The organism is Corynebacterium sp. HMSC075D04, assembly GCF_001815635.1.
GTDB classification, from domain to species: Bacteria; Actinomycetota; Actinomycetes; order Mycobacteriales; family Mycobacteriaceae; genus Corynebacterium; species Corynebacterium coyleae.
Genome location: NZ_KV821317.1, coordinates 23080 through 40842 on the forward strand (window position 1 = coordinate 23080; position 17763 = coordinate 40842).

Genomic DNA, 17763 nt, shown 5'->3' on the forward strand with positions numbered 1-17763 from the left:
GGCTAGAGGCCGAGCATCTGTCGAATCTGAGGCGGAAGCATATCGACGACCTGCTGCGGGATCTGATCCTTCACATACGGGAACACCAGCATGCCAGCCGCGCCAAGTGCGGCGACGACGCCCAACACGATGCCTGTGGTGCGCAGAGCGTCGTTGTCCTCGGAGGACAGGAGCGTCTCTGGCTTGCTCTGGACCAGGTTTTCCTCGGATTGCATGTCCGGGGTGTCGGTGGCGGCGTGCTCTTCGACCTCCAGGACCTTGTCGTCCTCGATAGCCTCGTCCATGTTGATGCCGAAGAAGGTGTCCAGGCCCTTCACGTTGAACTGGGTGGACATGTAGCGGTCGTTCGTGCCGGTGTTCCACTGGGAAACGACGATGTCCATGTTGTCAATCGTGGACCCAGGCACGATGTAGCCGCCGTAAGGCTGCGACCAGTTCTTGGGATTTTGCGGCCTGAGCCAGGAGCCGTGCTTGGCAATAGTCGCCACGGGCACGTTGTCCCAGTTTTGCTCAAGCGTGTCGGAAATTCGTACCTCGATGGCCAGCTTCTCCTCGTTGAACATCACGAGCACCCAGTGACCGTTGATGTAGCGCAGGTTCATCTCGCCGGCCTTGACACCGTCCGACAGAATTGGGGCAGCGACGTTGCTCCACTTCTTGTCGGCGTCGGGTTCGGAGTAGTCGTAGAGCTCCCACTTGCTGCGATCCGCAATGTCCTGCGGCTTAAAACGCGAAAGGAAAACCCTTTCCTTGCGGGTGAAGGCACTCGACATCACGTACACGTAGCCGTCCGGGCCCTTCTCCCAGGTGATCAGGTCGCCGAGGCCTCCCGGAATGTAATTCGTTGGGGTTTTGGAAATCGACTTCCAGGTCTGGCCGTTGTCAGTGGACTTCCAGATCTCCGTGTAGAGCACGTTACCGATGCCCTTGTTCCACATGCCCTGCATGTACAAGGTGCCGTCGAGGTTGATCACATCCGACGGGATAAGCGTCAGATTGTCAGTGTGGTGGTACGACACCAGGCTTTCCACTCGGCGTCCGTTGTTCAGGGGGCGGACGATTTCAATAAAACCGTCGTCGTTCATCTTCGCCACAACACCAACCGGGCTCAACCATTCGTTCTTGGGGCCCTTGATGGATTCGCGGAAGGAGTCGCCGAAGATCATGGCAAACTCCTTGCTGTTGTTCAGCGGCGCCATCGCACCCAGGTCGCCGTCCTTAAACCCGACGTGCTTCGAATACTTGCCCAGCACATCGTCCATCACCTGCACGATTGTGCCGTCGGGCATGGTCACAGGGTCGGACGCGCGCTTCTCAGGTGGTTTCGGGAAGGTGTAGGACTCGTTCGACGGCGATGAGGGGCGCGACGAGCCGGACGAACCAGACGAGCTAGAAGAGCTCAGGCTGGACTGGGCGTGCGCGGGGGCGCATACGGAACCGGCGAGAAGCAAGCTGCCTGCGGTGGTTGCACACAGCAAAGCGTTGCGACGAGAGGGGAAACGCATGGGAGGGCCTTCTTAAACAAAGATGTCGAATTGCGTGTGAATAAGCCCTTAGAATGTAGCAAACGAAAACGGCCCCGGCAGGTGCTCGGGGCCGTGACGTTATTACTGTACGTTGCCTGTGTTTGGATTAGACAGCGTCGTGTTCATCCGGGTCGTTATCCGCGTCCGCCTTGGTCTCGTGGCGGGTACCCGGCTTGTGCTCCGGCGGTGCGTAAATGGAGTACAGCTTTGCCGGCTTGTCGGACTCGTTGACAAAGTTGTGCCACTTGCCGCCCGGGACGAATGCTGCCCAATCATCCTTGATCACTTCGTCGACTTCGAGGTCGTCCTCGGATGCGCCGATCATTGCGCGCAGCTCGCCTTCTTCGAGGCGCAGGAACTGGTCATGACCGTCGTGGATCTCAGCGCTGATCTCGCCGCCCGGCGGGATGGTCATGACGGTCAGCTGCAGGAACTTGCCGGTCCACAGGGTGTCGCGGAACGCCTCGTTATCAAGCGTCGCCTTTTCAATGTCAACGACGTACGGATTCGGTCCATGGTCAGCCATGATCGCTCCTTAAACTTCGGGTTCGTTACGGTTCCCACCATAGGAGCTTTTGCTTATCGACGATGCCTTCCACCACGACGACGCTTCCGGTTCCGCCTCCTGAGCTGGACCTTCTCCACCTCGGTGAGGTAGCCCTCTGGGCGGTCGTTCTGCGCAACTCGTGTTGCGTCCGGGCGCTTCGCGGGCGCTGCGGGCGCTGTGGGCTTGTCGGGTGTTTCGGTCTCGTCGAGACGCGCGAACATCTCCGTCGGTGCGTCGAGCTCGTCTGGGCGGCCTTTGCCCTCGAGCGAGACATAGCGTGCGGTGTGCTTCGGGTGCACCGTGTCTTGGGGGTCGATCGCTGCGTCGCGCTCCACGGTGATGGCCCAGCTGCCGTCCGGAAAGTCGATCACTTGCCACGGCGTGATCTGGCGCACCGGCGCCGCCGATAGCGGCGGGACGGTGTCGGTGCCTTCGTCCGGGCTTGCGGCATCCAGCGCCGCCATGCCGTCGAGCAGGATCGCGCGTGCCCAAAGGTTGCCGTGCTCGTAGGAGCGAACCCATTCGACGACCTCGGGCTCCGCAAGCGAGCCGAGCACCTTGCCATCCAGGGTCGCGACGGCGGTGTCGCCGAGCGCTTGCAATCCGACGAACCATTGGCCAGGGGAGCGGTGTGCTAGATCTGCCGCGTTAAATTCCCCTTCGGTGGTGTCGATGACCAACATGTCGCCGGCACGCAGGACAGAGGCAGTCTCAGGTGCGTTGTTGCGCGGAACCGCCAACTGGGGCTCGGGCAGCAACAAGTTGACCTCGAATTGGCCGATGTCGCGTTCCAACTTCACTGCCGCCAGGGCAACGGGTTTCAGGATTGAGGAGTGGACGCGCTCCACCTCGTCGAAAAGCGAACGCCACTGCGGCGAAACCTCCCCAAGCACTGGTCCAGCCAGCATGCTGTTTTGCGATGCTGCATTGTGTAGCCGCAAACGCCACGACGCGTTGAGGGGGTTCGCCTCAAGCACGACGGGCACATAGGAGGTGCCTCGCTTACCAGCGAAATCCGAGAACAACGCCGCTTGGGAGACGTGATCTACGGGGATTTCAACGGCCGCACCCCATGTGGATGGAGCCAGTGGGTAAAGCTTTTGTGCCATGGGCGCATTGTAGGCGCAGCCTACGCAGCGTCCGTCGGGGCAGTCTCTTGGGAGCGCTCGGATGCGTCACCACCGCGCAGTTTGCCCACAGCAGTGACGATGCCGACGATGATGAAGCCGACGATCAGGCCAACGACGAGCGAGACGCCGGTGTCCACGAACCAGCCAAGCACACCGCCACCGACGAGTTCCTGACCCTTTTCGATGATGTGGTGTGGCCAGTCAATGCCGAAGACCTCATCGAGGCCACGAACAATGAGGTGACCGCCGACCCAGAGCATCGCAACAGTGCCGATAATGCCGATGGTGCTAAGCACGTACGGCATGCCTTTCACCAGTGCGTGACCGGTTTTCGGTGCGTTGCCACGCTTGATCATGCCGTGGCCGATGTCATCGATCTTCACCAGTAGTGCCACAGCGCCGTAGACGGCAAACGTGATGAAAATGCCAACCGCGAGCAGTACTGCGGCCTCCATCCAAATTGACTGGTCCTTGACCTCGTCCAACGCGATGATCATGATCTCCGCAGAAAGGATCAAGTCCGTGCGGATCGCGCTGTTGACCAGAGAATCCTCGTCCTGCTCTGTTCTATTGACCGCTTGTTCTTGCTGCTCCTCGGCGTCGGAGGAAAGCTTATGGGCGATCTTCTCCGCGCCCTCAAAGCACAGGTATGCGCCGCCAAGCATGAGGATCGGGACCAATGCCCACGGTGCAATCGCGTTGAGCAGCAGCGCGATCGGCAGAATAAACAGCAGCTTGTTGCGCAGGGATCCTTTGGTGATGCGCCAGATCATCGGAAGCTCACGCGCCGGAGTAACACCGGAGACGTATTGCGGGGTGACCGCGGCATCGTCGATTACAACCCCGGCTGCTTTCGTGGATGTTTTTGCGGTCAAGGTGGCGACATCGTCGACGCTTGCCGCGGCTTGTCGTGCGATCAGTGCGACATCGTCGAGAAGTGCGAGGAGGCCACCGGCCATGAGGGTCCTTTCATACAGGTGCAACTGCTTTGCGACGCAAACGCCACGGGCCTTGAGTGTATTGCACGTACCTCCTGACACACGGTGCTCACAGCGTTTCAAAAGATATTTGTGAAACTTCGCACGGGCGACCGTCAAGTGTGGTGAAATACATGGACATCCAAATTGTGAGCCACAGGACATTCCTTGGCTCCATACTTGGTCGAAGGAGAACACATGCAACTGAAGAAGACAGCGGCGATTCTTGGCGCCGGTGCTCTGACGCTCGGTCTGGTCGCCTGCGGTGACTCAAACGATTCTGCAGACGGTGGCGCTGAAGGTACCAACAACGGCGGTGGCGACAACTACGTTCTTGTCAACGGCTCGGAGCCGCAGAACCCGCTCGTACCGGGCAACATCAACGAGACCGGTGGCGGCCGCATCATCGACCAGATCTTCGCAGGCCTGGTCTATTACGACGGCGACGGCGAAGTGCAAAACGATATCGCCGAGTCCATCGAGCCGGAAGGCGACGCAGGCTACCGCGTCACCCTGAAGGACGCGAAGTGGTCCGACGGATCCCCAGTCACGGCCAAGGACTTCGTCGACGCATGGAACTACACGGTAGAGAACTCGCTGCTCGGCGCGTACCACCTCGAGCCGATCAAGGGCTTCGAGGAGGGCAAGAAGCTCGAGGGCCTCGAAGTTGTCGACGACAAGACCTTCACTATCGAGCTGACCCAGCCGGAGTCTGACTTCCCGAGCCGTCTTGGCTACACGGCGTTCTTCCCGATGCACCCGTCCGCATACGACGACATCGAGGCGTACGGTGAGAAGCCGATCTCCAATGGCCCGTACACGCTGTCCGAGTGGAACCACAACCAGAACGCAGTTGTTGTCCCGAACGCTGAGTACGACGGCCCGCGCAAGGCCCAGAACGACGGCCTCGACTACGTCTTCTACGCGCAGCAGGACGCCGCCTACGCCGACCTGCTCTCCGGCAACCTGGACGTCCTCGACGCCATCCCGGACTCTGCATTCGCCACCTTCGAAGACGAGCTCGGCGACCGTGCAGTGAACCAGCCAGCAGCGATCTTCCAGTCCATGACGATCGGTGAGAAGGCCGACCACTTCAGCGGTGAGGAGGGTGCGCTTCGTCGTCAAGCAATCTCGCGTGCGATCAACCGCGAGGAGATCACGGCAACGATTTTCGACGGCACCCGCACCCCGGCCACGGACTTCACCTCCCCGGTGCTGCCGGGCCACTCCGACAGCCTCAACGGTGTTGAGGTACTGAAGTACGACCCGGAGGAGGCGAAGCGTCTGTGGGCTGAAGCCGACGCAATCGCACCGTTCACCGGCGAGTTCACCATCTCCTACAACGCTGACGGTGGCCACCAGGCATGGGTCGATGCTGTTGCGAACTCCATCCGCAACACCCTCGGCATCGAGGCAGTGGGCAACGCGTACCCGGACTTCAAGTCCCTGCGCGATGACGTGACCAACCGCACCATCGAAGGCGCATTCCGTACCGGCTGGCAGGCAGACTACCCGCTGCTGAGCAACTTCCTTGGCCCGTTGTACGGCACCGGCGCAGGCTCGAACGACGGCGACTACTCCAACGCTGAGTTCGACGACCTGCTGAAGAAGGCCAACGGTGCAGCAGACCAGGAAGCAGCCGTGAAGGACCTCAACGCGGCGCAGGAGATCCTGCTGAAGGATCTGCCAGCAATCCCGCTGTGGTACTCGAACCTGACCGGTGGCTACTCCGAGGACGTTGACAACGTTGTCTTCGGCTGGAACCAGGTGCCGCTCTACTACCAGATCACCAAGAAGTAACACCCCGCTGTTGGCGAATTAGATTCGCAACAACGACAACGACCGCGCCGTCCACATCCCCCCTGGGTTGTGGCGGCGCAGTTTCTATTTTTCGGTCCATTGGACCGCACGCGCGGGGCGGCCGGATTATGGGAGGTTACGTTTATTGTGGTGGACTCCTTAGAGCACGCTGAGTGTTTGACAGCACAACATGCGAAAACATGAAAAGACACAAGGAGTCAAGGTGCATATCAAGAAAGCAGTTGCCGCCCTCGGCGCCGGCGCACTGGCGCTCGGCCTTGCCGCATGTGGTGGCTCCGCCGACAATTCTGCCGACGGAGCTGGAAACTACGTTCTGACCAACGGTTCCGAGCCGCAGCGTCCGTTGCTGCCCGCAGATACGAATGAGACTGGCGGCGGCCGCATCGTCGATGTCCTGTACGCAGGTTTGACCTACTACGACAAGGACGGCGAAAGCCACAACGAGCTCGCAGAGTCCATCGATCTCGAGGGTGAGAAGACCTACCGTGTCACGCTGAAGGACACGAAGTGGGCCGATGGTACCCCGGTGACGGCGAAGGACTTCGTCGACGCGTGGAACTACGCAGTCGAGAACTCCCAGATGAACGCGTACTTCTTCGAGCCGATCAAGGGCTACGAGGACGGAAAGCCGCTCGAGGGCCTGGAGGTTATCGACGACAAGACCTTCACCATCGAGCTCGAGCAGCCGGAGGCTGACTTCCCGCAGCGCCTCGGCTACACGGCATTCTCGCCGCTTCACCCGTCTGCGTTCGACGACATGGAAGCGTACGGCGAATACCCGATCTCGAACGGCCCTTACAAGCTGCTGGAGTGGAACCACAACCAGGACGCCATCGTGGTGCCGAACGAGGAGTACCAGGGTGATCGCAAGGCGCAGAACGACGGCGTGAACTTCATCTTCTACGCCCAGCAGGACGCGGCCTATGCCGACCTGCTCTCCGGAAATCTCGACGTGCTCGATGCTGTGCCGGATTCTGCACTGGCCAACTTCGAAGACGAGCTTGGCGAGCGCGCTGTGAACCAGCCAGCAGCCGCATTCCAGTCGATCACGATCAACGAGAACGAAGAGCACTTCGGCGGCGAGGAAGGCAAGCTTCGTCGCCAGGCAATCTCTAAGGCGATCGACCGCGAGCAGATCACCAAGACCATTTTCGACGGCACCCGCACCCCGGCGACCGACTTTGCCGCACCGGTGATCCCGGGCCACTCCGACAACCTTGAGGGCGTCGACGTGCTCAAGTACGACCCGGAGGAGGCAAAGCGCCTGTGGGAGGAAGCCGACAAGATCAACCCGTACACCGGTGACCTGGAGATCTCCTACAACTCCGATGGTGGCCACCAGGCATGGGTCGATGCTGTTGCGAACTCCATCCGCAACGCCATCGGCATCGAGGCAGTGGGCAACGCCTACCCGGACTTCAAGTCCATGCTCGACGATATGGACAACGACGCCGTCAAGGGCGCATTCCGTACCGGCTGGAGCGCTGACTACCCGTCGCTGGGTAACTTCCTGATCCCGCTGTACGGCACGGGCGCTTCCTCGAACTATGCGCGTTACTCCAACCCGGCAGTCGACGCACTGCTGGAAGAAGCAGCAACCGCAGCTTCTCCGGAAGCTGCTGCTGAAAAGTACAACGAGGTGCAGAAGGTTCTGTTTGAGGATCTGCCAGCGATCCCGCTGTGGTACTCCAACGTTGCAGGTGGCTACTCCGAAAACGTAGAGAACGTCGCGTTCTCCTGGCGCTCACTTCCGGTGCTGCATCAGATCACCAAAAACTAGGTGGTAACCTAAGCAACCACGCAAAGTGGCCCGTTCGCATTTTGCGGCGGGTCATTACTCGTTTCACACTCAAAATTGGTTTTCGTCCCGACTCACATGGAAAAGGAGAGCCCGGAACCATGCTGCGTTATATCGGGCGGCGGCTGCTCCAAATGATCCCCGTCTTCTTCGGGGCCACTCTGTTGCTTTACGCCCTCGTGTTCCTCATGCCGGGCGACCCCGTACAGGCGCTTGGCGGAGACCGCGGCCTGTCCGAGGCCGCCCGCGCCCGCATCGAAGCGGAATACAACCTTGATAAACCATTTATCGTCCAATACCTGCTCTACATCAAGGGCATTTTCATGGGCGATTTTGGCAAGACCTTCTCCGGCCAGCCCGTCGCGTCGGTGATGGCTAACGCGTTCCCGGTGACCATCAAGCTCGGTTTGATGGCGCTGGCGTTTGAGGCTGTGTTCGGCATCATCTTCGGCGTGATCGCCGGTGTGCGCCGCGGCGGTGTCTTCGACTCCACGATTCTCGTCGCATCGCTGATCGTCATCGCCGTCCCGTCGTTCGTGATCGGCTTTGTCATGCAGTACCTCTTCGGCGTGAAGTGGGGACTGTTGCCTGCAACGGTGGGGCGCAATGAGTCATTTGAAGCGTTGCTCATGCCTGCGATCGTGCTTGGTGCGCTGTCGTGCGCGTACGTGATCAGGCTGACGCGTCAGTCCGTGAGCGAAAACCTTCGCGCAGACTACGTCCGTACCGCGCGAGCTAAGGGGCTGAGCGACGGTACCGTGATGACTCGCCACGTGCTTCGCAATTCCATGATCCCGGTCGTGACTTTCCTTGGCGCTGACCTTGGTGCGCTGATGGGTGGCGCGATTGTGACCGAAGGCATCTTCGGCATTAACGGTATCGGTGGCACGATCTACCAGTCGATCATTAAGGGCGAGCCCGCGACCGTCGTGTCGATCACCACTGTGCTGGTGATTATCTACATCGTTGCCAACCTCATCGTTGACCTGCTTTACGCAGTACTCGACCCAAGGATCCGCTATGACTAATTCCATTCCACAACCTGAAATGTCGGCTGATCGCACGATGGCCAATGCTGGGGTGCTGCGCGGTCAGGAATACTACGTCGCAGAGACCGATGAGACTGGCCTCGGCGCAGTTGATGCTGTGCCGGATGCCGGTACACCCACCAGCCAGTGGGCTGAAGCTTGGAACTACCTGCGTCGCAGGCCGCTGTTCTGGTTCTCTGCAGTATTGATCCTGCTTGCCGTCACCGTCGCTGTGTTCCCTGGTCTGTTCACCAGCGTCGATCCGCGCGAGTGCATGCTGTCGCGCTCGCTGAACGGGCCGACGGACGGGCACATCTTCGGCTTTGACCGTCAAGGCTGCGATATTTACTCGCGCATGATGTACGGTGCTCGCGCATCGGTTACGGTCGGCGTGCTGACCACACTGATCGTGACCGTGCTTGGTGGCCTCATCGGTGCGATCGCCGGTTACTTCGGCGGCATCTGGGACACACTGCTATCGCGTCTGACTGACATCTTCTTCGCGGTGCCGCTCGTGCTGGCCGCGATCGTCGTCATGTCCATGTTCCAGAACAAGCGCTCGATCTGGATGGTGGTATTCGCGCTGTCCATGTTCGGCTGGACCCAGATCGCCCGCATCACCCGCGGTGCAGTGATGGGGATTAAGAACGACGAGTTCGTCACCGCCGCCCGCGCGGTGGGGGCGAGCGACTGGAAGATCATCACCTCCCACATCCTGCCGAACGCTGCTGCTCCCGTGATCGTGTACGCCACGGTTGCGCTCGGCCAGTTCATCGTGGCCGAAGCGACCCTGTCCTTCCTGGGCATCGGTCTGCCGTCCACGGTGGTGTCGTGGGGTGGCGATATTTCGGCTGCGCAGGCGTCGCTACGCACTCAGCCGATGGTGCTGTTCTACCCGGCAATTGCGCTCGCACTGACGGTGCTGAGCTTCATCATGATGGGCGACGTCGTGCGCGACGCCCTTGATCCGAAGGCGAGGAAGCGATGACCACCGCAATCGGCAAAGACAACAACACTGGCGCGCCCGAGCCGCTGCTTGAGGTGACCGACCTCCGCATCACGTTCGAGTCCTCCACGGGTGTGGTTGAGGCTGTGCGTGACTTCGATATGACGATCTACCCGGGCCAGAAGGTCGCAATCGTGGGCGAGTCCGGTTCGGGCAAGTCCACCTCTGCCATGGCGGTGCTCGGCCTGCTGCCTGGCACCGGCAAGGTCACTGGCGGCTCGATCAAGCTGCGCGGCGAGGAACTGACCAATCTCGATGAGAAGGGCTGGCAGAAGATTCGCGGCAACAGGATTGGTCTGGTGCCGCAGGATCCGATGTCTAACCTGAACCCGGTGTGGCGTATCGGTACCCAGGTGGAGGAGTCGCTGAAGGCGAACAACATCGTCGAAGGTTCCGAGCGCCACCAGCGCGTCATCGAGTTGCTTGAGCATGCAGGCCTGCCGGACGCGGAGCGTCGTGCGGGTCAGTTCCCGCACGAGTTTTCCGGTGGCATGCGCCAGCGCGCGCTCATCGCGATGGGCTTGGCTGCGAACCCGGAGCTGCTCATTGCCGACGAGCCCACGTCTGCCCTCGATGTGACTGTGCAGAAGCGCATTCTGGACCACCTGGAGAAGCTCACCCAGGAATCCCAAACCGCGCTGCTGTTTATCACCCACGATCTGGGACTTGCAGCAGAGCGCGCTGACCACCTGCTGGTTATGCACCGCGGTCGTGTGGTTGAGCGCGGCCCGAGCCTGGATATTTTGCGCAACCCGAAGCACCCGTACACCCGCAGGCTGGTGAACGCGGCTCCGTCGCTGGCAGCCGCGCGTACGCACGCTGCGCTGAAGGATGAAGACGTCACGGTGGCCGAGACCAAGCCGGAGGATGTCGTCATCCGGGTGGATAACCTGGTCAAGGAGTTCGACGTCCGTGGCCAAAAGGGTGCGAAGAAGACACTGCGCGCGGTCGATGAGGTGTCCTTCGATCTTCGCCGCGGCACCACGCTTGCGCTGGTGGGTGAGTCTGGCTCCGGCAAGTCCACTGTGGCCAACATGGCGCTAAGCCTGCTTGAGCCGACCAGCGGCACCGTGTACTTCGAGGGCCGCGACATCTCGGAGTTAAACCGCAAGGAACTGTTCAATCTGCGTCGCAAGATGCAGGTGGTGTTCCAGAACCCGTACGGTTCGCTCGACCCGATGTACTCGATCTACCGCTGCATCGAGGAGCCGTTGCGCCTGCACAAGGTGGGTTCGCGTAAGGAGCGCGACGCTCGCGTGGCGGAGCTGCTGGACATGGTGCAGATGCCGAGGTCCGCGATGCGTCGCTACCCGAACGAGCTCTCTGGCGGTCAGCGTCAGCGCATCGCGATTGCACGTGCGATGGCGTTGGGCCCGGAGGTCATCGTCCTCGACGAGGCGGTCTCGGCCCTCGACGTGCTTGTGCAGGACCAGATTCTGCAGTTGCTCAAGGGCCTGCAGGATGAGATGAACCTGTCCTACCTGTTCATCACCCATGACTTGGCTGTGGTCCGCGAGACCGCAGACGACATTGTGGTGATGCGCCAGGGCAAGGTTGTGGAGCAGGGGCCGGCGGATGCGATCTTCGCCGACCCGCAGGCGGATTACACCCGCAACCTGATCGATTCCGTGCCGGGTCTCCACATCGAGTTGGGGCGCGGCTAGGAGCATAATTGCTTATCGACGACGCCACCGCACCGATGCGGGACGTCGTCGATAAGCATGTCTGGGGCGTGTTGTAGCATCGCCTCCGAGAACTGAACACACACGGGTGCTGCGTTCGCAGCTGAGATGCCTTCGGGCGGACCGTTGAACCTGATCCGGGTAATGCCGGCGATAGGAAGGAAAGCACATGACTGTGCCTGTTAAGAACAATTCTTGGCGTGTAATCGATATTGTCACCGCCGCCGTCCTCGGTGTGGCGTGTGGTCTGCTGTTTTGGGTGTGGAACAGCGTTGGCTACGCAGGGTTTAAGGCGCTGGATACGTTGACGCCGGGCCTTGGTGGCCTGGTCACCGGTATCTGGTTCACCGGCGGAGTGCTTGGCGGGCTGATCATCCGCAAGCCTGGCGCAGCCGTGTTCGTCGAGGTCATCGCGGCGTCGGTTTCAGCGTTGATCGGCAGCCAGTGGGGCATTGAGACGCTCTACTCGGGCCTTGCACAGGGTCTTGGCGCAGGGCTGATCTTCCTGCTCTTCGCGTACCGTCGCTTCGATCTGACGGTGGCAATCTTGGCCGGTATCGGCTCCGCTGTCGGCGCGTTCATCCTCGAGCTGTTCCTGTCGGCGAACCTGGCGATGAGCCTGCAGTTCAACATCATCTACCTGACCTGCATGGTAATCTCCGGCGCGATCCTTGGCGGCGTGCTGTGCCACTACCTGGTCAAGGCACTCGCGAAGACCGGTGCGCTGGACCGCTTCGGCGCAGGCCGTGAGCGTTTCAACCAGGCTGCGTAAATGACGCTGGCGATTCGTGCTCGAGGGTTGACGTACCAGCACGCCACGCGTCCCCAACCTGCGTTTACTGGCGTTGATCTCGACGTCGAGCGCGGCGAGCGCATCCTCATCTCCGGCGACTCTGGTTCCGGCAAGTCCACGTTGCTCGCGGTCATCGCGAAACTTATCGACGACTCCGAGGACGGCAGCAAAACCGGCATCCTCGAGGTCAACGGCACGGTAGGCATGGTGCTGCAGGACCCGGAGGCGCAAACAATCCTGTCGCGCGTGGGCGACGATGTCGCGTTCGGCGCCGAAAATCTTGGCGTGCCGCGCGATGAGATTTGGCGTCGCGTTGAGGCTTCGCTGGGCGCCGTCGGCTTGGACCTGCCGCTCGATCACCCCACGTCACGCCTGTCCGGTGGACAGAAGCAACGCCTTGCACTGGCCGGGGTGTTGGCCATGGGAGCGGATATTTTGGTGCTCGACGAGCCGACCGCGAACCTCGACCCGCGTGGCCGCGACGAGGTCATCAACGCCGTCGACCGCGTCTGCACACGCACCGGTGCGACCCTGATTGTGGTGGAGCACCGCCCCAAGCACTGGTCGCACGTGGTGGACACCTACTACCGCTTGGATGCGGACGGTCTTCGCCGCATTACCGAGGACGAATTGCCGCAGGTGCCTTCGTTGCCGCCGGCGAAGCAGGTTCCCGCTGGCACGCCGGCTGCGGTATCGACACAGAATCTGCTGACACGCTTCGGCCCACCGCGCACGGTGCTTGCGCCTGAGGGGTTCTCCACCGTGGTGACCGGTGAAAACGGCTCGGGAAAAACTACGCTCGTGCAGGTACTTGCCGGGCTCACACCGCCGAAGCAAGGGCGGGTGGAGTACTCGGAAACTATCCGCCAGGGGCTAGCCAAGCCGTCGATTGACTGGTCCTCGGCAGATCTGGCGCAACGCATCGGGTACGTCTTCCAGGAACCGGAACACCAATTTGTCACTGCCACCGTGCGCGAGGAAATGGCGCTGTCTGGTGCGCCGCAGGAACGCATCGATGATCTGCTGCAGCGTTTGCGCCTGACCCACCTCGTCGACGCCAACCCGTTCACACTCTCTGGCGGGGAGAAACGCCGACTTTCGGTGGCAACCGCGCTGGTCAACGCTCCGAAGTTGCTTATTTTGGACGAGCCGACCTTCGGCCAGGATGACCGCACTTTCGTCGAACTCGTCGGCCTGATCCGCGAACTCACGGACAAGGGCGTCACGGTCATCTCGATTACCCACGACGAAGCGTTTATCGCATCGCTTGGAGACCACACCGAGCACATCACGGCAGGGGAGAGGTAGCCATGAACCTGCTGGCAAACATCAACCCCGTCACCCGCATTCTCGGCTTGGCGCTGCTGACCACGCCGCTGATGTTCACCGTGGACTGGGTTTCCGCCACCGTTGTGCTCGCGTTCACGCTGCTCATGGTGCCGTTGTGTGGGTTGAGCTACGGACGGTTTTTCAAACGCGCGGTGCCGATCCTCATCGTCGCGCCCCTGGCTGGCATTCCGATGGCGCTCTACGGACAGGCGGGCGGGGAGACCTACCTGAACTGGGGTTTGATTCACGTCACGGAACTGTCCGTTTCCTTAGCCGGTGCGATGGTGTTGCGCGTGCTTGCCATCGCGCTGCCGGTGGTGCTGTTGTCCGCCGATGTCGACCCGACTGACCTTGGCGACGGCCTCTCCCAAGTCCTTCGCCTCCCCGAACGCTTTGTCATCGGCACCGTTGCGGCGCTTCGTATGCTCACACTGCTTCGCGACGACCTGGACGCCATGCGCCGATCGCGCCGCGCCCGCGGCATCGCAGACCAGGGCAAGATTAAATACTGGTTCACGTTGTCATTCGGGTTGCTGGTGATGTCGCTGCGCCGCGCCGGGAAGCTCGCCACCGCAATGGAAGCGCGTGGCTTCGGCGGCCCGACGAAGCGTTCCTGGGCACGCGAGTCCAAACTGCACAGCCGTGATTGGGCTGTCATGGTTGTGTGCCTTGGCATGGCGCTCGTTGCACTTGGCATCGCGTGGCTCACAGGCGACCTGCGCCCAGTGTGGTCAGTGCGATGACCTACACCCTGCTCATTGATGGCCCTTCTGGCTCCGGCAAAACTACTTTGGCCAACCAGATCGGCGAAGCGCTCAGCATCCGGGTGGTGCACCTCGACGATTTCTACCCCGGCTGGTACGGCCTCGAAGAAGGCGCGGCGATGGTCGCCCGCGACGTGTTACATCCCGTAACCCCAGGGTTTTGGCGATGGGACTGGATCAACCACAAACGCGCGGAGTGGGTGGCGCTCGACCCTGCAGAGGATCTTGTGGTGGAAGGGGTTGGGGCGGTTACGGAGTCGTCGATAAGCGCTGCGCGGGCACGCGGAACAGTGGACACCATCCGTGTGACTGCCGATCTAGCAACGCGAAAAACCCGGGCCTTGCGCAGGGACCCGGGCTACGCACCTTGGTGGCAGATGTGGGCAGCGCAGGAGAAGAAACTGCCGACACTGCCCGTCGATGTGACCGTTAGGAGGTAACCTCCTCCGGCTTGTACACCGTGCGCACGCGGGAGCGCTCCGCATCCGGATCAGGGATCGGAATCGCCGACAGCAGCGCCTTCGTGTACGGATGCTGCGGGTTGTCGAAGACGTCGTCGGTCTCGCCGAACTCCACAAAGTCGCCCTTGTACATCACGGCCACACGATCCGACAGGTGGCGCACCACCGACAGATCGTGTGCGACGAACAGGTAGGACAAGCCAAGCTTGCGCTTGAGCGAATCCAGCAGGTTGATCACGCCGGCCTGGATGGACACGTCGAGGGCCGATACCGGCTCGTCGAGCACGATCACCGCAGGGTTCGTGGCCAACGCACGCGCCAAGCCGATGCGCTGACGCTGACCACCAGAGAAGTGGCCAGGGAAGCGGTCCAACTGCTTCTCATCCAGACCCACCGTGCGCATGAGCTCGGAGATACGGGCATCCTTGTCGCCCTCGTAGCCCAACGCATCCAACGGCTCTTGGATGATCTCCTTGACCGTCATACGCGGGTTCAGCGAGCTCATCGGATCCTGGAACACCATCTGAATATTGCGGCGTGCCTGACGACGATCCGACGCACTCATCTTCGCCGCGTCCTTGCCACAGATCACGATGCGGGAATCACCCTGTGGATCCAGGCCCATGATCTCCAGCAGGGTCGTGGTCTTACCGGAACCGGACTCACCCACAATGGCCATGCACTCACCGGCGCGAACATCGAAGGAGATGTTCTTCACAGCCTCCACGGTGCCGATGCGGCGCTTCACCAGCGCGCCCTTGGTCAGTGGGAACGCACGGTAAAGGTTCTCTACCTCGAGGGTGACTTCGCGCTCCTCGCGCGGGATGCCCGCGAACTTGTTCTCCGGCAGGACAGGTGCGGGGAACAACGGCTTACCGTCGAGAGTGCCGTTTTCAATCTCATCGTGGCGCACGCACGCAACCATGTGGTTCTCGTCGCCCTTGTTCGGCACCAGCGGCGGCTCCTGCGTCAGGCAGGCCTCGGTGGCGATGGGGCAGCGTGGTGCGAACTGGCAGCGGTCGGCGACGTCGATGAGCATCGGCGGGTTGCCGTCGATAAACGTTAGCGGCTCGTTCGATGGCTGATCCACACGTGGAGTGGAACCCAGCAGGCCCACCGAGTACGGCATCTTCGGGTTGTCGAACAGTTGGTGGACCTCGGCGCGCTCGACCGGACGGCCGCCGTACATCACCAGCACGTCATCGGCGGTGCCTGCGACCACGCCCATGTCGTGGGTAATCATGATGCAGGCAGCGCCGGTCTCACGCTGCGCCTTCTTGATCACTTCCAGAATCTGAGCCTGGATGGTTACGTCGAGGGCGGTGGTGGGCTCGTCGGCAATAAGCACCTTCGGGTTGTTCGCAATCGCAATTGCGATCACCACACGCTGACGCATGCCGCCCGAGAACTCGTGCGGGAAGGAACGCAGCCGCTTCTTCGGCTCGGGGATACCCACCAGATCGAGCAACTCTGCAGCACGGTCCATCGCCTTCGACTTAGAGATGTTCGTGTGCGCCTGGATGGCTTCCACCAACTGCGTGCCGATGTCGTACACCGGGGTCAGAGCGGACAGCGGATCCTGGAAGATCATGCCGATACCGTTGCCACGAATCTTCGACATTGCGGCATCCGACTTGCCCAGGAGCTCCTCGCCCTCAAACTTCACAGAACCGGTGACCTTGGCGTAATCCGGCAACAGGCCCATGACAGCGAGAGAGGTGACGGACTTGCCGGAACCTGACTCGCCCACGATGCCGAGGGTACGGCCTGGGAGGAGATCGAAATCCACGCCTCGCACCGCGCGGACCACACCGGCTTCCGACGGGAACGACACGTTGAGGTCGCGTACCGAAAGCACCGGGGAACCCGAGTTGTTGATGCTGGTTGTCATGCTGCAGAACCTCCAGAGTTCGAGTTCGGGTCGAGTGCGTCACGCAGACCATCGGCGATGAACGCCATGGACACGGTGAGCAAGGTCAGGACGAGGGCAGGGAAGTAGAATTGCCACGGAGCGGTCACCAGGGTTGCGGTACCAGACTGCAACAACGTACCCAGGGACACGTCCGGCAGCTTCACACCGAGGCCCAAGAACGACAGGGCAGTCTCCGACATGATCGTGGACACGATGCCCAACATCAGCTGGATAATCAGCAGCGACGCGACGTTCGGGATGATGTGGCGCACGATCGTCTTGGAGTTGGACACGCCCATGAACTTGGCGGCACGCACATAGTCGTTTTCGCGGATGGACAACGACAAGGACCAAATCACACGTGCTGAGTACATCCAGCCAAACGCGATGAGCACGACGGTGAGCACCTTCCAGTCGCCGCCCGAGCCGGATACCAGCAGGGCGATGATGAGGAACGTCGGCACAGCCAGCAGGAAGTGGATCACTGCCAGCACAATCTTCTCCAAGCTTCCGCCAAACAGGGCAGCACCTGCACCGACAATCGCGGAGATCACCGTCGTGGCAATCGATGCCGGCACAGCGATCGACAGCGAGCGACCGAGGCCGTGCACCACCTGTGCAAACAGGTCGTTGCCGGAGTCAGTAGTGCCAAACCAGTGTTCAGCGGAGGGCGCGACGGACAGGTTCATGAAGTCCGGGTCGTCGTAGCTCCACGGCGTCATGAACTTGCCAAAGAGCGCGAGCAGTACCATCAGGAAGAAAATCACCAGGCCGACAACCGCGGCCTTGTTACGCATGAAGCGGCGCAGGTAAATCTTCGACTTACGCGTTGCGCGCATCGTCTGCTGATCTTCGATGCTATCGCCCTGCTTCGGCAGGATTGGCGGCGTGTTCTTGTCTTTACTCATCACGCCGTCGGCCTGGCGGCCGGTCTCAGAGATGGCGGTCATGTCGTTGACCGGCATTGCGGCGTGCAGCGCCAGCTCGCT

Annotated in this window: 15 protein-coding genes and 1 riboswitch; of the genes, 9 read left to right on the forward strand and 6 right to left on the reverse strand. The window is 61.2% G+C overall.

Annotation, left to right across the window (positions count from 1 at the left end; translation table 11 throughout):
* Window positions 1-2 precede the first annotated feature (2 nt).
* The 4 genes from HMPREF3048_RS03500 to HMPREF3048_RS03515 form a co-directional block, all read right to left on the reverse strand.
* A complete protein-coding gene (locus tag HMPREF3048_RS03500) occupies window positions 3-1505 on the reverse strand; it encodes a DUF4185 domain-containing protein (protein ID WP_083316703.1) in 1503 nt (500 codons plus the stop codon).
* Window positions 1506-1632: 127 nt separating this feature from the next.
* Window positions 1633-2052, reverse strand: coding sequence for a cupin domain-containing protein (locus HMPREF3048_RS03505; RefSeq protein ID WP_070771208.1), 420 nt, complete (start codon window positions 2050-2052; stop codon window positions 1633-1635).
* Window positions 2053-2105: 53 nt separating this feature from the next.
* Window positions 2106-3182 (reverse strand): hypothetical protein, encoded by a 1077-nt coding sequence (locus HMPREF3048_RS03510; protein ID WP_070771209.1) that lies wholly within the window; start codon window positions 3180-3182, stop codon window positions 2106-2108.
* Between the two features lie 20 nt (window positions 3183-3202).
* The gene (locus tag HMPREF3048_RS03515; protein ID WP_070771210.1) at window positions 3203-4162 is read right to left on the reverse strand and encodes a DUF808 domain-containing protein; all 960 of its coding nucleotides are present in this window, start codon (window positions 4160-4162) and stop codon (window positions 3203-3205) included.
* 216 nt (window positions 4163-4378) lie between these two features.
* On the opposite strand from HMPREF3048_RS03515, the gene HMPREF3048_RS03520 reads away from it, so the two are divergent.
* The 9 genes from HMPREF3048_RS03520 (at window position 4379) to HMPREF3048_RS03560 (ending at window position 14841) form a co-directional block, all read left to right on the forward strand.
* A complete protein-coding gene (locus HMPREF3048_RS03520; protein WP_070421625.1) occupies window positions 4379-5980 on the forward strand; it encodes a peptide ABC transporter substrate-binding protein in 1602 nt (533 codons plus the stop codon).
* Window positions 5981-6203: 223 nt separating this feature from the next.
* Window positions 6204-7781 (forward strand): peptide ABC transporter substrate-binding protein, encoded by a 1578-nt coding sequence (locus HMPREF3048_RS03525; protein WP_070771211.1) that lies wholly within the window; start codon window positions 6204-6206, stop codon window positions 7779-7781.
* 119 nt (window positions 7782-7900) lie between these two features.
* On the forward strand, window positions 7901-8827 hold the full coding sequence (locus HMPREF3048_RS03530) for an ABC transporter permease (protein ID WP_070421623.1): 927 nt from the start codon (window positions 7901-7903) through the stop codon (window positions 8825-8827).
* A 37-nt stretch (window positions 8828-8864) separates the two neighbouring features.
* Window positions 8865-9815 carry an ABC transporter permease gene (locus HMPREF3048_RS03535; protein ID WP_070421663.1) on the forward strand — a complete coding sequence of 317 codons (951 nt, stop codon included), beginning with the start codon at window positions 8865-8867 and terminating at the stop codon, window positions 9813-9815.
* On the forward strand, window positions 9812-11497 hold the full coding sequence (locus tag HMPREF3048_RS03540) for an ABC transporter ATP-binding protein (protein WP_070771212.1): 1686 nt from the start codon (window positions 9812-9814) through the stop codon (window positions 11495-11497). Before HMPREF3048_RS03535 ends, HMPREF3048_RS03540 begins: the two co-directional genes overlap by 4 nt.
* Before the next feature lie 92 nt (window positions 11498-11589).
* A riboswitch (TPP riboswitch) is annotated at window positions 11590-11693 on the forward strand.
* Window positions 11685-12287, forward strand: a complete 603-nt coding sequence (locus HMPREF3048_RS03545; RefSeq protein WP_070421621.1) for an ECF transporter S component — start codon at window positions 11685-11687, stop codon at window positions 12285-12287. (Overlaps the previous riboswitch by 9 nt.)
* Window positions 12288-13616, forward strand: a complete 1329-nt coding sequence (locus HMPREF3048_RS03550; protein WP_070771213.1) for an ABC transporter ATP-binding protein — start codon at window positions 12288-12290, stop codon at window positions 13614-13616.
* Window positions 13617-13618: 2 nt separating this feature from the next.
* Entirely contained in the window at window positions 13619-14380 is a 762-nt protein-coding gene (locus tag HMPREF3048_RS03555) for an energy-coupling factor transporter transmembrane component T family protein (protein ID WP_070771214.1), read from the forward strand.
* Window positions 14377-14841, forward strand: a complete 465-nt coding sequence (locus tag HMPREF3048_RS03560) for a nucleoside/nucleotide kinase family protein (RefSeq protein WP_070771215.1) — start codon at window positions 14377-14379, stop codon at window positions 14839-14841. The genes HMPREF3048_RS03555 and HMPREF3048_RS03560 overlap by 4 nt, the downstream gene beginning before the upstream one ends.
* Here the strand turns inward: HMPREF3048_RS03560 and HMPREF3048_RS03565 are convergent.
* On the reverse strand, window positions 14831-16753 hold the full coding sequence (locus HMPREF3048_RS03565) for an ABC transporter ATP-binding protein (RefSeq protein WP_070771216.1): 1923 nt from the start codon (window positions 16751-16753) through the stop codon (window positions 14831-14833). The two genes, HMPREF3048_RS03560 and HMPREF3048_RS03565, sit on opposite strands and share 11 nt — an antisense overlap.
* The gene (locus HMPREF3048_RS03570) at window positions 16750-17739 is read right to left on the reverse strand and encodes an ABC transporter permease (protein WP_101733235.1); all 990 of its coding nucleotides are present in this window, start codon (window positions 17737-17739) and stop codon (window positions 16750-16752) included. The genes HMPREF3048_RS03565 and HMPREF3048_RS03570 overlap by 4 nt, the downstream gene beginning before the upstream one ends.
* Between the last annotated feature and the right edge of the window lie 24 nt (window positions 17740-17763).

Excerpts from the sequence above, each read along its gene's own strand:
- HMPREF3048_RS03500 (WP_083316703.1), bottom strand. The coding sequence starts at position 1,505 with ATGCGTTTCCCCTCTCGTCGCAACGCTTTGCTGTGTGCAACCACCGCA.
- HMPREF3048_RS03505 (WP_070771208.1), bottom strand. The coding sequence starts at position 2,052 with ATGGCTGACCATGGACCGAATCCGTACGTCGTTGACATTGAAAAGGCG.
- HMPREF3048_RS03510 (WP_070771209.1), bottom strand. The coding sequence starts at position 3,182 with ATGGCACAAAAGCTTTACCCACTGGCTCCATCCACATGGGGTGCGGCC.
- HMPREF3048_RS03515 (WP_070771210.1), bottom strand. The coding sequence starts at position 4,162 with ATGGCCGGTGGCCTCCTCGCACTTCTCGACGATGTCGCACTGATCGCA.
- HMPREF3048_RS03520 (WP_070421625.1), top strand. The coding sequence starts at position 4,379 with ATGCAACTGAAGAAGACAGCGGCGATTCTTGGCGCCGGTGCTCTGACG.
- HMPREF3048_RS03530 (WP_070421623.1), top strand. The coding sequence starts at position 7,901 with ATGCTGCGTTATATCGGGCGGCGGCTGCTCCAAATGATCCCCGTCTTC.
- HMPREF3048_RS03535 (WP_070421663.1), top strand. The coding sequence starts at position 8,865 with ATGGCCAATGCTGGGGTGCTGCGCGGTCAGGAATACTACGTCGCAGAG.
- HMPREF3048_RS03540 (WP_070771212.1), top strand. The coding sequence starts at position 9,812 with ATGACCACCGCAATCGGCAAAGACAACAACACTGGCGCGCCCGAGCCG.
- HMPREF3048_RS03545 (WP_070421621.1), top strand. The coding sequence starts at position 11,685 with ATGACTGTGCCTGTTAAGAACAATTCTTGGCGTGTAATCGATATTGTC.
- HMPREF3048_RS03550 (WP_070771213.1), top strand. The coding sequence starts at position 12,288 with ATGACGCTGGCGATTCGTGCTCGAGGGTTGACGTACCAGCACGCCACG.
- HMPREF3048_RS03555 (WP_070771214.1), top strand. The coding sequence starts at position 13,619 with ATGAACCTGCTGGCAAACATCAACCCCGTCACCCGCATTCTCGGCTTG.
- HMPREF3048_RS03560 (WP_070771215.1), top strand. The coding sequence starts at position 14,377 with ATGACCTACACCCTGCTCATTGATGGCCCTTCTGGCTCCGGCAAAACT.
- HMPREF3048_RS03565 (WP_070771216.1), bottom strand. The coding sequence starts at position 16,753 with ATGACAACCAGCATCAACAACTCGGGTTCCCCGGTGCTTTCGGTACGC.
- HMPREF3048_RS03570 (WP_101733235.1), bottom strand. The coding sequence starts at position 17,739 with ATGCCGGTCAACGACATGACCGCCATCTCTGAGACCGGCCGCCAGGCC.